A 15,455-nucleotide genomic window follows, 5' to 3' on the forward strand; every position below is an offset into this window, starting at 1 on the left:
ACCATGGTCAAGCGCCAACTCCCCCACCCCGCCGAGATCCTCGAACTCATGCAGTTCAAGAAGCCCGAGCTCAACGCGAAGAAGCGTCGCCTGGACTCCGCCCTCACCATCTACGACCTGCGCAAGATCGCCAAGCGGCGCACCCCGGCCTCCGCCTTCGACTACACCGACGGTGCCGCCGAGGAGGAGATCTCCATCGCACGCGCCCGCCAGGCCTTCGAGGACGTCGAGTTCCACCCGTCCATCCTCAAGGACGCCTCGCAGATCGACACCACCGCCAGCATCCACGGCGGCACCTCCGCCCTGCCCTTCGGTATCGCACCCACCGGCTTCACCCGCCTGATGCAGACCGAGGGCGAGGTCGCCGGCGCCGGCGCCGCGGCCGCCGCCGGCATCCCCTTCAGCCTCTCCACCCTGGGCACCACCTCCATCGAGGACGTCAAGGCCACCAACCCGCACGGCCGCAACTGGTTCCAGCTCTACGTGATGAAGGACCGCGACATCTCCTACGGGCTCGTCGAGCGCGCCGCCAAGGCCGGCTTCGACACCCTGTTCTTCACCGTCGACACCCCGGTCGCCGGCAACCGCATGCGCGACACCCGCCACGGCTTCTCCATCCCGCCGCAGCTCACCGCCAAGACGGTGCTCGACGCCATCCCGCGCCCCTGGTGGTGGATCGACTTCCTGACCACCCCGCCGCTGGAGTTCGCCTCCCTGACCTCCACCGGCGGCACCGTCGGCGAGATGCTCGACTCCGCGATGGACCCCACCATCAACTACAAGGACCTCGAGATCATCCGCGAGATGTGGCCCGGCAAGATCTCCGTCAAGGGCGTGCAGAACGTGGAGGACGCCAAGACCCTCGCCGACCTCGGCGTCGACTCCGTGGTGCTGTCCAACCACGGCGGACGCCAGCTCGACCGCGCACCCGTACCCTTCCAGCTGCTGCCCGAGGTCGTCCGCGAGGTCGGCGGCGACATGGAGATCCTCGTCGACACCGGCATCATGAACGGTGCCGACATCGTGGCCGCCATGGCCCTCGGCGCCGACTTCACCCTCGTCGGCCGCGCCTACCTCTACGGCCTGATGGCCGGCGGACGCGAGGGCGTGGACCGCACGATCAGCATCCTGCGCTCCCAGATCGAGCGCACCATGAAGCTGCTGCAGGTCACCAGCCTCGAGGAGCTCGGCCCGCAGCACGTCACCCAGCTGTCGCGCTTCAACCGGATCGACCCGTCGCTCAGCTCACTCGGCAAGTAGCACCCGGGCGGTCGCGCCGAACCGGTCGCACACCGCCTGCCGGTCCTCGGTGAGGTCACGGTACTGGCAGCCGACGGACACCTGGTGACCGTCGACCAGCCGGACGCGCCACGACGTCGTCGAGTCCGGGAAGTGCTCCTCGTAGGACACCGGCGACCGGTTCGTCACCACCACGTCGTCGGCGCCGTCGAGGGCGCGCAGCATCGCGGTGTCCAGCTCCCCCTGCGTCCCGATGGGCGTCGGCGTCGCGGCGAGGAGCACCCGCATCCCGGCGTCCCCCGAGGTCCAGATGTCGCGCTCGGCGGTGCTCTCGGTGACCTCCCAGCCGGGGACGTCCACCGTCACCTGCGGTGCGTCCGGGTGGTCGGCGTACTCCATCTCACCACCGGAGCTCATCTCCCGCCACGCCTCCGCCTCCGGCTCCTCCACTGTGCCGGACGCATCGGACGCCCCGGACGCCTCAGGCGGTGCGGCGTCCGGCGTCTGTGTTGCGGCCTGGGCCGTCTCCGCCGGGTCCGCGACGTCGGCCGCGCCGCCGCCCACGACACCGGTAGATACCAGCGCGATTGTGGTCACGGCGGCCACTGCGGTCGCCCCCACCGCCGACAACACGAGCCCCCGACGCCGCGGGACGTCCTGCACCGGTTCCGGCTCCGGCGGGGCGGGGTCCTCGAGTTCGGCGCGCGCCGCCGCCAGGTCACCGGCCAGGCGCAGGGCCGGGCCCACGTCCACCGTGCGGGCACGCAGCCCGCTGATCCGCAGGTACGCCGCCGTGGCCTCCTTGTCCGGCCCGACGACCAGCACGTCCGACACCTGCGCACCGATCCCCCAGGGGAAGACCGTGCGCGGCACCACCGGGTTGGCGCTGGTGAGTTCCGGGTCCACCGCCCGGGCCTCCAGCACCTCCTCCACCAGCTCACGGACAGACTCCAACCGCCGCAGTGGTACACCCGAGCCACGGAACACCGGGCTCGCGTCCCCTGTGTCCGCTGTGTCCTCTATATCTTCGCCACGGACCTCCAGCCCGCTGAGGAGGTCCGTCACGCACAGACCGTTGACCAGCACCCCGGACTCCGTGAGCGCCACCGCGTCGGCCACCATCGTCGTGCTCATACCCGCACCCCCGCCTTCTCCGTGTCTGCGTTCTCCGTGTCCACCGTCGCGACCTGCACGTCCTCCGCGACGTCCTGCACCAGCACGCCGCGTCCCGGCGACCGGGACGTGAGCACCTGCCCGGCGACCGGGCCGTCCTCCCGCGGTGCCGAGAGCACCAGCCAACCGGTCAGGTCACGGATCCCCTGCATCAACGGGGTGTAGGCGCTGCGGCCCATCATCGCGCTGCGTCGGGCCGTGACCAGGTGCAGGCCGATGTCCGCGGCGTGCGGCAGCAACGGCACCAGCAGGTCCACCGCCGCGGCCAGGTCGGCCGACTGGTCGAGGTCGTCGACCACGATCACCCGCCGCGTCCCGCTCCACCAGCTACGGTCACGCAACTGTGCGGCGGTGAGCTCGGCGTCCTCCCCCGGCACCCGTGCTTTCAGCTCCTCGACCCAGCCGGTCAGCGCACGCAGGAACCCCGCGGCCGGACGGTACCCCGGCACGCCGAGCAGCCCACGGCGCACGTCCGTGGCCAGCACCTCCACACCCTCCCGGCGCGAGGACGCCCAGGCGACGGTGCGCAGCGCGGTCGTGGCCCCGGCGCGCGCCTGCCCCACCACCGTGAGGTGCGGGAACGCCTCCGGATCCCAGTGGACCGTGGACAGGGTCCGCCCGCCCATGCCGAGGGCCACCAGGTCACCGGAGACCTCCTCCAGCTCATCGACGCAGACCTGCGAGGGCAGGACGCGCAGGGTGCGGTCCTGTTCCCCACGCGCCACGCTGACCTTGCGCGCGTGCTCCACGTCCTGGGCGTCGGAGTAGGCGACCTGCAGGTGCTTGCCACCCGGGGAGACCCCGCGTCCCGGGTGGTCGGGCAGGGTGCGTTGGGCGTCGCGGAACTGCGACTCGGCGGGTGTCAGGCGCAGCTCCACCGCACCGGTGAGCAGGTCACGCAGGGCGGGACGGAACGTCCAGCGCAGGGAGGTGACCACCACGTGCACCCCGCGCTGCATCCCGCCGGCGACCAGCGACGCCAGGCGCCGGTCGTCGTCGCCGGAGGGGTCGAGGGCTTCGAGACCGTCGACGACCAGCACGCGGTGCGTTGCACCACCCGTAGCGTCCTGCCCGAGCTCGTCGAGGACCCGGCCCAGCAGGTCCACCCCCACCACCGCGGCGACCTGCGGTAGGCGCGCCAGGTCGCGCAGCCCGCCACCGGGGTCCACCACGTACACCGCCACGCCCGGGGAGCTCAACGCCAGGCCCAGCACCAGCGACCGCACCAGCGTCGTCTTGCCGGTGCCGGGCTGGCCGACCACCGCCCAGTGGCGTCGGCGCAGGTCCAGCACGCACGGACGCTGCACCCCGTCGAAGGGCAGGTCCTCCAGGCCCAGGTGAACGGTGAGCGCGTCGGCACGGGTGTCCCCTGCACCCATCACGGCACTGGCCGGCAGCAGCTCCGGCAGGGGCTCCAACCAGATCGGGTTACGGTTCGGCCCCGCCAACCGGTCGACGACCAGCTCCATCGTGGTTCCCGCCGCCTCCGGCTCCACGCCCAGCTCGCGCACCAGCCGGGAGTCCAGCGGCACCTCGGGGCCGGAGACGTACGCCGACTGGAAACGCACCTGGCCGGTGGACCCCAGGCCCGCCGAACTCAGGATCGCCGCACCAGGGGCCGAGGGCAGTTCATAGGCCGCCGTGGACCCGATGAGCTGGCGTGACTCCGAGGCGGAGAACGTACGTAGGGCGATACGGTACGACAGGTGCGACTCCAGGCCGCGCAGCCGGCCCTCCTCCAGCCGCTGGCTGGCGAGCAGCAGGTGGATCTGCAGGCTGCGGCCGAGACGTCCGATCGCGGCGAAGACCTCGGCGAACTCCGGGCGGGCGTGCAGCAGCTCGGAGAACTCGTCGACGATGATGAACAACGCCGGCATCTCCCCGGGATGGACCTGGTTGTACTGCGCGGCCGTCGCCATGCCCGCGGCGTGCCGTTTCTCCTGCCGACGGTGCAGCTCGCCGAGTAGAGAGTCCTGCATCCGGTCGACCAGCACCGCCTCGTCGGAGAGGTTCGTGATCACCGCCGAGGTATGCGGCAGCCGCTCCATGCCGGCGAAGGCAGCACCACCCTTGAAGTCCACCAGCACGAAGTTCAGTTCCTCCGGGGAGTGCCGGTGGGCGAAGCTGGTGACCACGGAACGCAGGAACTCGGATTTTCCGCTGCCGGTGGCCCCGATGCACAGCCCGTGCGGACCGATGCCGCCCTTCGCCGCCTCCCGGATGTCCAGGTGCACCGGAGCCGGGGAGAACCCGACCGCCGCGCGCAGTCCGCCGCCCGGCACGTCCAGCACCGAGCGGGACGCCCGGGAGGAGGTCCGCGACCGGCACAGGGCGGCGAGTTCCACGTCGCTGAGCTCGTCGGCGGTGGCGAAGGGACGCCACCCGTCGACCGTCCACGCCGCCAGGACGCCGTCCTGCGCGTGGAGCAGCAGCCCGCCGTCCGCGGCGGCGTCCTGCCACCCGGCCGCCACCGACGCCGGGTCGGCGAGCACCGTGACCGAGCCCGCCCCCGACGTCACCGCAGGTGGCGCAGCATCCCGACCCACGTGGCGGAAGCGCACGTGCAAGGTGCCGTCCTCCGCGGACAGCCACCTGTCGTGCGGTCCGGAGACCCGCACCGCCGGGTCGTCCTGCATCACCGCCTGCCCCTGCATCGCGTTGACCAGCCCGCCCGCGCCGTCGCCGGTGACCACCACGCAGTCGAACTCGCGCAGGTCCACCGCCACCGGCGCCTCGATGGTGGCGTAGGTGCGCGCCAGGTCGCGCAACGTGGTCGCGCACACCGGTTCCAGGTCCTCCGGCGGGGCGTCGACCGGGATCTCCAGCGGGTCGTCCGGCGCCTGCACCGCCGTGCCGATACGCACCACCCCGGGCTCGGCACGCTGGGCCGTGCCCTCGGATTCTGCCGTGCCGGGAGTACCGTCCTCCGTCACGCGCGTCCACAGCGCGCGCGGGTCCGGGTGCGTGACCGCCATGCGCGCCCACTGCTCCCGGCGCGCCCGGTGCAACGAGTCCGACAGGGCGTCCAGGTGCCGGTGGAAACCCCGGCGGACCTCGTCGACGTCCTGCCCGCCCGGGCTGATCATCATCGCCAGGCTGCTGAGCATCATTAAGGGAAAAATGAAGGACATGGGCGAGCGGCCCATCCCCGAGAGCACCATCGCGGCGACCATGCCCACCACCGCGACGACCATCACCACGGGCATGAGGATCCGGACGAACGGCTGCTTGCTCTTCGGCAACGTCGGTGGTGCCTGCGACTTCATCTGCGAAAATCCCCTCGCGTCCCCCTGCCACGCCCCCTGCGCGACAGCTGTCGGAACATCACTGTACACTCTCGAAGCATCCGACCGTGGCCGTCGGGGACACGTCAGGGGGACGTGACCGGCCGCGGGACTCAGGAAAGTACAGAACCGGGGAACCACACCACCCATGATCGCCGTGAGCATCACCGTCGCACGCGAGCGCACCGTGGAGGCCACCGTGGCCGACACCGTGCCCGTCGCCGAACTCGTCCCACACCTGGTCGACGCCTCCCCCGGGGAGGTCTGGCGCTTGTCCGGCCCGCTCGGCGTGCTGCGCCCGGAGGACTCCCTGGCGCAGTCCGGGGTCCGCCCCGGCGAACGCCTCACCCTCGACAAGGACGCGCTGCCCGCCCCGCCGGTCGACGACGTCGGACGCCTCAGCGCGCCCGTGGCGTCCTCCCCGGCGGTGTGGGTCGCCGCGCTGCTCACCGCCACGGTGTGCTCCCTCGTGTGGGCGCCGCTGTGGGCCCCCGAGGAGCACGTGCGCTGGCACCCCGCCGACGTCAGCGACCTCGCCGTGGCACTGCTCGCCGGGGACGTCGCCGGACGCGGCGGCGCGCTGGCGGTGTGCGCGGTGCTGCTGCTCGCCACGCTCGCCACGCTCGCCGCGGCCGCCGGTTCCCTGGTGGACCGGCGTTTCGTACCGGTGGCGGCGGTCCTCGGCTTCGGGCTCGGACTGCAGGTCAACATTCTGACGGCCTGCGTTTTCGCCGCGATGTCGGTGTGGCGCCCCGGGGTTGTGCGCACCGTGACCGTGGGCCTGGCGCTGGCCGCCGCGGTCAACGTGAGCCCGGGGCTGACCACGCTGGTGGCCGTGGTGGCGTTGACCTTCTCCGGGCAGCTCGCCGTGGGCCTGGCCGGCATCACCCTGCCGCGGGTGCCGGCGACCGGGCTCTTCGCCGCCGCCGCGCAGGAGGGCGGAGCCAGCGGGGTCGCCGGGGCCACCGACAGCCCTGCCGACCGTTCCGACCGGGCCGCCCGGGCGCTGCGCCTGCACCCCGCCATCGTGGTGACCTGCTGTGTGGTCATCCTCGCCGGTGCCGTCCAGCTCCTGCCCCTTCACGGCGAGGCGAGCTTGTGGACGCTGGCCGCGCTGCTCGCCGTCGCCGTGACCGGCCTGTCCGCGCGCGCCACCCGCCCGGTGCACACGGTGACCGTCACCGTCACCGCCGTGCTCCTGCTTCTCTGGGTGGTGCTGCAGCTGCCCGCACCGTGGTCGCTGCTGGCCCTGGCGCCGGTGGCCCTGCCGGCGGTGCGGATCACCTCCCCGCTGGCCGGACGCGTCCTCGACGTGCTGGAGACCGTGGCCTTCACCGTCTCCGTCCCACTGCTGATCAGCACCACCGGTGTCTTCGAGGTGCTGCGGGGTATCGGATGAGCCCGATACGGCAGCGTGTACGGGCGGCGGTGCTGGTGCCGCTGGCCCTGCTCGTGGCGTCCGGCGCGGTGGTGCTGCCACCGGCCCAGGCGCAGCAACGCTGCGATGAGCCGCTCGTCGGCGACGTCCTGCCCGTCGACGTCGCCCTGCCGCACGACCTGTCCACCGGGCACGACGTGGGGGTCGCCGTGGTGGACACCGGGGCCTCCGCCCCCGGCGTGGTCACCGAGCGCCCCGGCGACCGGGACCACTGCCTGCTGCACGGCACCGCGGTGACCGGGGTGCTGCGCACCGTCGCCCCGGGGGCACGCGTGGTCTCCGTACGCCAGGGCGACGGGTCGAACACCACCGTCGCCGACCTCGTCGACGCACTCGACCGTGCCCGCACCACCGCCTCCGAACACGGGGTGCGGATCCTCAACGTCTCCGTGGTGGCCTGCGAGGACACCGCCGAACTACGCCGTGCCGTCGACGCCGTGGAACGCGAGGGGCTGCTGCTCGTCGCCGCCGCCGGCAACGCCGGACAGTGCCGGGACGACCAGGTCCCCTACCCCGCCGCGCTGCCCGGTGTACTCACCGTGGGCGGGGTCGACGCGCGGGAACCGGATACCGATCCCGGCACCGACCCCGACGCCGGACGACGCCCCGCCGACTACTCCGTGCCCGGCGAGTGGGTGGACCTGCACGCACCGGGCGGTCCGGTGTCGGCGACGCTGCAGACCGACGGCACCGACAGGACGATCGTCGGCGACCCCGCCCCGTTCTCCGGCACCAGTTTCGCCTCACCCGTGGTCGCGGGTACGGCCGCCCTGGTGTGGCAGCTGCGCCCGGAACTCTCCGCCGCCGAGGTGCGCGCCCTGCTCGTCGACACCGCCGAGCAGGGTGTGGTGCCGGTGGTCTCCCCGGTGGCGGCGGTGGGCGCGGTACTGGACCGGGCGGGTTCCGCAGAAATCGCAGGGCACGCTGAAGCCGCCGCGCACTACGAGATGCCCGCCGAGGTCTCCGTGGTGCGTGCCGTCGACGTCCCGGCGGACCTGCGGGTTCCCCTGGCGTTGGCGGGGGTCGTGGCGGTGGCGATATTGACCGCGTTAATCCTTCGGGTCCGCCGCTAGCGACCGGTGAGGGTGCGGCTCGCCCGCTCCTCGGAGAGCACCCCGCCGTCCGGCAGTCCCTCCAGCACCCGGAACGGCACCTGCGCCAGGTCCCCGACACCGGAACCATCCTCACCCTCCACCAGCCCCAGCACCCGCAGGTCCTCGGCGGCCGTCACCTGGTAGCGCACCCCGGATTCGGCGACGAGCACGTAGCCACGCTCGGTAAGCAGGGCGGAGGTGCCCCGCGGGCCCACGAAGTGCGAGCCCGGCTGCGGGGCGTCGCGCTCGAGATCATCGGTCGCCACAACGTGGTCACCGATGCACACCTCCCCCACCGTCACCCCATCCACCAGGTCCAGCTCCACCGGCACATGCGACAGGGCCGACAGCCCGGTGACCTCCGGTCGCGACAGCACCACCGACAACGGTTCGCTGGCCTGGTGCGGCACCAGGGCCTCCACGATCGCCCGGCGCGCACCGGTGACCTCGGCGACACCGTCCTGCCCGGTGAGGAAGACCCGGTCGCCGGCGGCGACGGCGTGCCGCAACGAGCCCAACGCCACGTCCGGCCCCCGGTCCAGGACCTCCAGCACGTCCTGGCTCACCGGAACCGGGGCCACCCCCAGGGCCCGGGCCAGCACCGGGCCGTCCGGCAGCAGCAACCGTCGTCCGTCCACCGCCAGCCACGTGCCGGACGGTGCGGCAAGCACCGCCGCCCCGGCGTCCGGCAACGCGGGTGCGGCGACCACCCCGTCGGCGCAACGCGCCCAGGACACCACGGGGGCGGGCACCAGGCCCGGGGCGTCCGGCACGCCGAGCGTGGGCCCGGTACCGAAGGACGCCAACTGCCCCGACGTCGAGGAGGTCACCTCCTCGGGTGCACCGAGCAGCAGGCGGGCGGAGGCGACGTTGGTCACCGGGTGGAAGTCGGTGCCGATGCGCACGTGCAGGGTGCCGGCCTCGTCGGCGACGATGCCGGCGTCGTCGATGGACGGCTGGGGCCGCAGCATCGCCACCAGCAGGATCCCGCCGGTGACCAGCAGGGTGAGCAGCATCCCCACCCCCACCGCCCGACGCTGCGTGCGCAACGGGTCCTGCGCCATACGCGCATCCCCGGTGACCAGTGCCAATTCGGCGCGTCGCAGCAGGAACGAGTAACCGGACACCTGCAGACCTGTGGTCCTCATGAAAGACTTCCCCCTGTTGTTTCCCCCGGCACACTGTGCCTATGCTTGCGGATGGTACATCATCGGGTGCGCCGGGGCAGGGGAAACCGAGGGGGAGTTCATGGGCAGGTTTATGGCTGCGGTGCGGTGGTACCACCGGCAGGTGCACGGCGGAGCCGCGGCCGGTGAGGGCGAGCGGGTGTGGTTCCGCGTGCACGTGCCGCACACACGGACCTGGGGCGGGGCACACGTCGACCCCGTGGCGCTGGACGCCCCGCTGCTCGAGAGCCTCGCCGCGGGCCTGCGGGTGGACGCCGGGCTGCTGGCGACCGCGGTGGCCCCGTCGCCGCGGGCGTCCTCCCCGCTGGAGCGTTCCTACGTGGGCCTGGCGTCGCTGCTGCGTATCCCTGGGCATTGCCTTGTCGGCGTGCCTGCCGAGGCGGCCGAGCGGATGCCGTGGGCGGCGGCGGGCTGTGGGCTGCTGGCCTCCCGGTTGCCCGATCTACCTGCGGCGGCGACGATGCGCAGCGGGCTGCAGGCCGGCCCGCTGCCCGGCTGGATGGTGGGCACGGACGTGTACGGGGCGCCGGTGGTGCTGCACCTGCCGCCGGGGACCACGGTACTGCTGCGCGGGCGGGACGCCGCGACGGTCGCGCGCACCGTCGCGCCGTCCGGCCGCGTCCCGGGGCAGGACGCGGCGCTGGTCGAGTCGGCCGAGGCGTGGCGCGCCGCGTGGCATCCGCAGCGCTGCCGCGTGGTGGTGCAGGACGGGGAGTTGGACGAGCTTCTCGCGGATGTGGTGGCGGACGTGGTGGTCGACCTCGACGCCGGGACGCTGACGTCGGCCGACGTCACTGTCGAGGTGACCGCTCTGCCGCTCCGGGCGCCCCGCTAACCTGGGGGCCGTGAAGAGACTCGTCGCGGGCATGGAGCGCCACCAGATCGCCCTGTACCTGCTCGCCATCCTTGTCGGCGGTGTCGTCGGCATGGTGGCAGGGTCCGGTACCGCCGGGGCGGCCGGGCACCTGGTGAACCCGGTGCTGGGTCTGCTGCTCTACGTGACGTTCCTGGGCATCCCGCTGCGCCGGGCATTGTCCACCCTGCGCGACCTGCGCTTCCTGGCCACGGTGGCCATGGTGAACTTCGTGGCCGTGCCGTTGGTGGTGTGGCTGCTGACCCGGCCCATCGCCGGGGACGAGGTGCTGCTCGTCGGGGTGCTGTTCGTGCTGCTGGCCCCGTGCATCGACTACGTGATCGTGTTCACCGGGCTGGCCGGTGGCGCGGCAGACCGGCTGCTCGCCGCCGCTCCGCTGCTCATGGCCGCCCAGATGCTGCTGCTGCCGGTGTACCTGTGGGCCTTCCTCGGCTCCGAGGTCCTGGGAGGGTTCGACGCCGGCCCCTTCGTCGAGGCGTTCGTGGTGCTCATCGTGCTGCCGCTGTGCGCCGCCGCCGCGACCCAGGCGATCCCCGGGCGGGCGGGGGACGCCGTGCGCGAGGTGATGGCCGGGCTCATGGTCCCGCTGATGATGCTGACCCTGGCGCTGGTGGTGGCATCACAGATCGCCGGGGTGGACCGGCAACTCTCGTGGCTGGTGCAGGTCGTGCCGGTGTACGTGGCGTTCGTGGTGGTGATGACGGCGCTGGGCTGGCTCGCCGGACGCCCCTGCGCCGGGACGCCGGGCGCGCTGGACGTGCCGGCGCGTCGGGCGGTGGTGTTCACCGGGGTGACCCGCAACTCGCTGGTCGTGCTGCCGCTGGTGCTGGCCCTGCCCGCCGGCTACGAACTCGCCCCGCTGGTGGTGGTCACCCAGACGCTCGTCGAACTGGTGGCGATGGTGGTGCTGGTCAGGACGGTTCCGCTGATGATCCCGTCGCGTCCGACGGCGCGTCCACCGGTGCCCGCCGGTCACGGGTGACGGCCACGCGGGCCGCCATCTCGTCCTGCGGCGGGTACTGGACCTCCACGAGGTTCAGCCCGCACGCTGGGGCCACGGCCACCGCCGAACTGCGGGAACGCTCGTCGAGCAGCCCGCGGGTGAATGCCTCGTCGCGGCGCCCCTCCCCCACGCTCAACACCGCGCCCACCAGGGAGCGCACCATCGACCAGCAGAAGGCGTCCGCCACGACCGTCGCCTCGTAGGTCTGCGGTTCGGCGACGGTGGACACGTCACGCCAGGTGAACTCCTGGAGTTCGCGCACCGTGGTGGCGTTGGGCCGGTACTTGCAGAAGGCGGCGAAGTCGTGCAGGCCGACTAGGACGTCCGACGCGGTCTGCACCGCGGCGAGGTCGACGTCGCGCCGCCAGGTGGCGGTGTCGCGGGCGCGCACCGGCAGCACCCCGGCGTCCGCGGTGGTCACCCGGTAACGGTAGCGCCGCGACAGCGCGGAGAACCGCGCGTCGAAACCCTCCGGTGCGGCCGTGGCACCGTGCAGGCGGATGTCCGTCGGGAGCATCCGCGACAGCCGACGCACCAGCGCCTCCGGTCGGTCCAGCGAGCGTTGCTCGAACGCGGAGGACGGCAGGTCGACGTGCGCGACCTGCCCGTCGGCGTGAACGCCGGCGTCGGTGCGTCCGGCGACGACGAGCTCCACCGGTTCCCGCACGACCAGCGACAGGGCGTCCTCCAGCACACCGGCGACGGTCCGCAGACCCTCCTGCGGACCCTTCTGGCGCGCCCAGCCGTGGAAGTCCGTGCCGTCGTAGGCGACGTCGAGCCGGACGCGGACCTGCCCGGTCATGAATCCTCCTGGGTGGTGTTGCCGTCGCGGTCGTCATGTCGGCGCCGGCCCCAGCCGCTCGCCCGGGAACCGGACAGTCCGGCGAAGCCCGGGTAACGGCGCTGGTTGTGGCCGGGGGCGGAGTCCGGGAACTCGAGGGCCTCGAACTCGGCCGTCTCAGCCATCTCGGCCACGCGACGGCTCTCCTGGTCGCCCGCCCCGCCGAGGGAGTACATGCACACCCCGATGATCATCAACCAGACCGTCAACGTGTCGAAGGCCAGCCGCTCGTAGGCGCCCGGCATACCGCGCGGCCCGAGCAGCAGCAACGCCAGCAGGCCCACCACCGAGGCGGTGAGCATCAGGCGGGTGATCGGCAGGTAGCCGCCGTAGATCAACGGGTGCGGGCCGCGTCCCCCCGCGGTGCGGGCCGTCCCGACACCGGTGAGGAAGGCCATGAACGCCCACATCAGGATCGCGTAGAACAACATGGACAGGTCGTGGATCGCCGCGGACACGTCGTAGGGGAACAAGCCCGCCAGCATGTACATCGCGCCGGCGCCGCCGATGAGCACCGCTGACATGCGCACCGAGCGGTGCCTCTCCGACCCGGCGGCGATCCACATCACCCCGGCGGCGACGACGATGAGGAACCCCGCGGCCACGTAGGACACGTTGGTGACCAGGTAGGCGGGGTTGCAGACGTACCGGGTGCCCAGGTTGTCGCGCAGCACCTGGCATTCGGTGACGGTGTAGTCGCCGAGCCGGTTGTCCGTGAAGGAGTACAGGCCACGCCAGCTCAGCAGGGCGGCGATGTGGCCGAACCCGGTGGCGAGACCGCTGAGGATCAGCAGCACGCCGGAAAGTCGGTAGGTCAACACAGGGCATGACTCTACCAAGGAGAACGCCGGGAACCACGTTCACGACTGCACATGCAACAACGCCCGCCCTCACCGTTTCACGGTGGGGACGGGCGTGGTCGGTTTCCGCGGGTGCGGAGAGTACCGGGGACTTACTTCTCCTCGGTGGACTCCTCAGCCTCTGCAGCCTCGTCGGCGGCAGCGGCGTCGGTGGCCTCGTCGGCCTCGACGACCGGTGCGTCCTCGGAGACCGGGGTCTCCTCGGCGGCCTTGGAGGCGGCCGCGCGGGTGGCGCGGGTCGCCTCGGAGGAGGCGAGCTCCTCGAGGACCAGGGAGATCTGGCTCATCGGAGCGTTGTCACCCTTACGGTTCTCGAGCTTGATGATGCGGGTGTAACCACCGTTACGGCCCTCGAACTTCGGCGCGAGCTCGTTGAACAGGTAGGCGACGACCTCCTTGTCCGTGATGAGCTTCAGCACGTTACGACGGTCGGCGACGGTACCCTTCTTCGCCTTCGTGATGATCTTCTCGACGTACGGGCGCAGCAGCTTGGCCTTCGCGTCCGTGGTCTTGATGGCGCCGTGCTCGATGAGCTGAGCTGCCAGGTTGGCGAGGATCTTCTTCTGGTGGGAAGCAGATCCGCCGAGGCGGGCACCCTTCTTCGGGGTAGGCATAACTTCTCCTCGTGTGTTTCTCTAGTCAGACTGTGTCAAGCGCGGTGTCGGCGAACCACCGGTGTCCCACACAGCACAGCCGACGGCGGTTCCCGAAACGAGTTGCTACTCTGCGATGTCTTCGCCCTCGGTGTCGACGAATTCGCCGGACTCCGGGTCGTAGCCCTCAATGTCGTTGATGTCGAAGCCCTCGGGCGCGTCCTTGAGACCCAGGCCCAGCTCAGCGAGCTTGACCTTGACCTCGTTGATGGACTTCTGACCGAAGTTGCGGATGTCCAGCAGGTCGGACTCGGTCCGGCCGGCGAGCTCGCCGACGGTGTGGATGTCCTCACGCTTCAGGCAGTTGTACGACCGCACGGAGAAGTCGAGGTCCTCGATCGGGGTGCTGTAGGCGGCGATGTGCTCGGTCTCCATCGGGGACGGGCCGATCTCGATACCTTCAGCAGCCAGGTTGAGTTCCTGGGCCAGACCGAACAGCTCCACCAGGGTCTTGCCTGCGGACGCCATGGCGTCGCGGGCGGTGATGGAGTTCTTCGTCTCGACGTCGATGACCAGCTTGTCGAAGTCCGTGCGCTGTTCCACACGGGTTGCCTCGACCTTGTAGCTGACCTTCAGCACCGGGGAGTAGATCTGGTCGACCGGGATACGGCCGATCTCACCGGTGGTGGGTGCGGCCGGGACGTATCCGCGGCCACGCTCGACGACGAGCTCGATGTCGATCTTGCCCTGCTCATTCAGGGTCGCGATGTGCAGGTCCGGGTTGTGGACCTCCACACCGGTCGGGGTGACGACGTCAGCCCCGGTGACCTCACCGGCGCCCTCCTTGCGGATGTACATCGTGACCGGCTCATCGGAGTCCGAGGACAGAACCAGGGCCTTGATGTTCAGGATGATGTCGGAGACATCCTCCTTCACGCCGGGGATGGTGGTGAACTCGTGGAGCACACCCTCGATCCGGATGGAGGTGACCGCTGCGCCCGGGATGGACGACAGCAGGGTACGGCGCAGCGAGTTTCCGAGGGTGTAGCCGAAACCCGGCTCCAGCGGCTCGATGACGAACCGGGAGCGGGCGGGGCTGACGAACTCTTCGCTCAACGCCGGGCGCTGTGAAATGAGCATCTTGCTTCTCCTAGGTGGCGACCGTTATTTGACGCCGTAGGGATGAACAACTGAATACTTCTCGGGAACCGCCACCGGCCCATGCAGGCGGTGACGGGGTGAAACGGTGGTGCGACGAACGTCCTACTTGGAGTAGAACTCGACGATGAGCTGCTCCTGCAGCGGGACGTCGATCTGGGCGCGCTCGGGCAGCTGGTGCACGAGGATGCGCAGGGAGGACGGCACGACCTGGAGCCAGGCCGGGACGACGGCGTCGACCAGGAGCTCCTGGGCCTCCTCGAACCACAGCATCGAGCGGGAACGGTCCCGGACGTCGATGATGTCGTACTGGGAGACCTGGAAGGACGGCACGTTGATGTTCTTGCCGTTCACGGTGAAGTGACCGTGGGAGACGAGCTGACGTGCCTGTCGACGGGTGCGGGCCAGGCCTGCACGGTAGACGACGTTGTCGAGACGCGACTCCAGGAGGATCACCAGGTTGTCACCGGTCTTGCCGGGACGACGGTTCGCCTCGGCGTAGTAACGGCGGAACTGCTTCTCCATGACGCCGTAGGTGAAGCGGGCCTTCTGCTTCTCCTGCAGCTGGGTCAGGTACTCCGACTCCTTGATGCGCGTACGACCGGCCTGTCCCGGGGGGTACGGGCGACGCTCGAACGAGCGGTCCCCGCCGACGAGGTCGACGCGGAGACGACGGGACTTACGGGTGGCGGATCCGGTATAGCGAGCCAT

The 15,455-nt window shown here is 71.3% G+C and carries 13 protein-coding genes; 5 read left to right on the forward strand and 8 right to left on the reverse strand.

Features of this window, described 5'->3' with window-relative positions; genetic code table 11:
* Positions 1–3 precede the first annotated feature (3 nt).
* Positions 4–1,260 (forward strand): alpha-hydroxy acid oxidase, encoded by a 1,257-nt coding sequence (locus ACT3TD_RS00905; RefSeq protein ID WP_441579154.1) that lies wholly within the window; start codon positions 4–6, stop codon positions 1,258–1,260.
* Here the strand turns inward: ACT3TD_RS00905 and ACT3TD_RS00910 are convergent.
* Complete coding sequence (locus ACT3TD_RS00910; RefSeq protein WP_441579153.1) at positions 1,246–2,373, reverse strand: type VII secretion-associated protein; 1,128 nt, start codon at positions 2,371–2,373, stop codon at positions 1,246–1,248. The genes ACT3TD_RS00905 and ACT3TD_RS00910 overlap by 15 nt on opposite strands.
* Positions 2,370–5,678: an FtsK/SpoIIIE domain-containing protein gene (locus ACT3TD_RS00915; RefSeq protein WP_301443095.1), complete on the reverse strand. Its 3,309-nt coding sequence runs from the start codon at positions 5,676–5,678 to the stop codon at positions 2,370–2,372. Before ACT3TD_RS00915 ends, ACT3TD_RS00910 begins: the two co-directional genes overlap by 4 nt.
* A gap of 166 nt (positions 5,679–5,844) precedes the next feature.
* Here ACT3TD_RS00915 and ACT3TD_RS00920 point away from each other — a divergent pair, with 166 nt between their 5' ends.
* Complete coding sequence (locus tag ACT3TD_RS00920; RefSeq protein WP_441579152.1) at positions 5,845–7,095, forward strand: EsaB/YukD family protein; 1,251 nt, start codon at positions 5,845–5,847, stop codon at positions 7,093–7,095.
* A complete protein-coding gene (locus ACT3TD_RS00925) occupies positions 7,092–8,207 on the forward strand; it encodes a S8 family serine peptidase (RefSeq protein ID WP_301443097.1) in 1,116 nt (371 codons plus the stop codon). Before ACT3TD_RS00920 ends, ACT3TD_RS00925 begins: the two co-directional genes overlap by 4 nt.
* On the opposite strand, the gene eccB is transcribed toward ACT3TD_RS00925, so the two are convergent.
* A complete protein-coding gene (eccB, locus tag ACT3TD_RS00930; RefSeq protein ID WP_301443098.1) occupies positions 8,204–9,376 on the reverse strand; it encodes a type VII secretion protein EccB in 1,173 nt (390 codons plus the stop codon). The two genes, ACT3TD_RS00925 and eccB, sit on opposite strands and share 4 nt — an antisense overlap.
* 112 nt (positions 9,377–9,488) lie before the next feature.
* On the opposite strand from eccB, the gene ACT3TD_RS00935 reads away from it, so the two are divergent.
* Positions 9,489–10,250 carry a hypothetical protein gene (locus ACT3TD_RS00935; protein WP_441588121.1) on the forward strand — a complete coding sequence of 254 codons (762 nt, stop codon included), beginning with the start codon at positions 9,489–9,491 and terminating at the stop codon, positions 10,248–10,250.
* 10 nt (positions 10,251–10,260) lie between these two features.
* Entirely contained in the window at positions 10,261–11,271 is a 1,011-nt protein-coding gene (locus tag ACT3TD_RS00940; protein ID WP_441579150.1) for an arsenic resistance protein, read from the forward strand.
* Here the strand turns inward: ACT3TD_RS00940 and truA are convergent.
* From truA to rpsD, 5 genes are all read right to left on the reverse strand, one after another.
* A complete protein-coding gene (truA, locus tag ACT3TD_RS00945; protein ID WP_301443748.1) occupies positions 11,201–12,094 on the reverse strand; it encodes a tRNA pseudouridine(38-40) synthase TruA in 894 nt (297 codons plus the stop codon). The genes ACT3TD_RS00940 and truA overlap by 71 nt on opposite strands.
* Positions 12,091–12,954 (reverse strand): DUF998 domain-containing protein, encoded by an 864-nt coding sequence (locus ACT3TD_RS00950; protein WP_441579149.1) that lies wholly within the window; start codon positions 12,952–12,954, stop codon positions 12,091–12,093. The genes truA and ACT3TD_RS00950 overlap by 4 nt, the downstream gene beginning before the upstream one ends.
* 131 nt (positions 12,955–13,085) lie before the next feature.
* The gene (rplQ, locus tag ACT3TD_RS00955; protein ID WP_301443746.1) at positions 13,086–13,607 is read right to left on the reverse strand and encodes a 50S ribosomal protein L17; all 522 of its coding nucleotides are present in this window, start codon (positions 13,605–13,607) and stop codon (positions 13,086–13,088) included.
* A gap of 105 nt (positions 13,608–13,712) precedes the next feature.
* Positions 13,713–14,726, reverse strand: coding sequence for a DNA-directed RNA polymerase subunit alpha (locus ACT3TD_RS00960; RefSeq protein WP_301443745.1), 1,014 nt, complete (start codon positions 14,724–14,726; stop codon positions 13,713–13,715).
* Positions 14,727–14,849: 123 nt separating this feature from the next.
* Entirely contained in the window at positions 14,850–15,455 is a 606-nt protein-coding gene (rpsD, locus tag ACT3TD_RS00965; protein WP_038546451.1) for a 30S ribosomal protein S4, read from the reverse strand.

The organism is Corynebacterium sp. AOP36-E1-14 (assembly GCF_052377495.1).
Taxonomy (GTDB): domain Bacteria; phylum Actinomycetota; class Actinomycetes; order Mycobacteriales; family Mycobacteriaceae; genus Corynebacterium.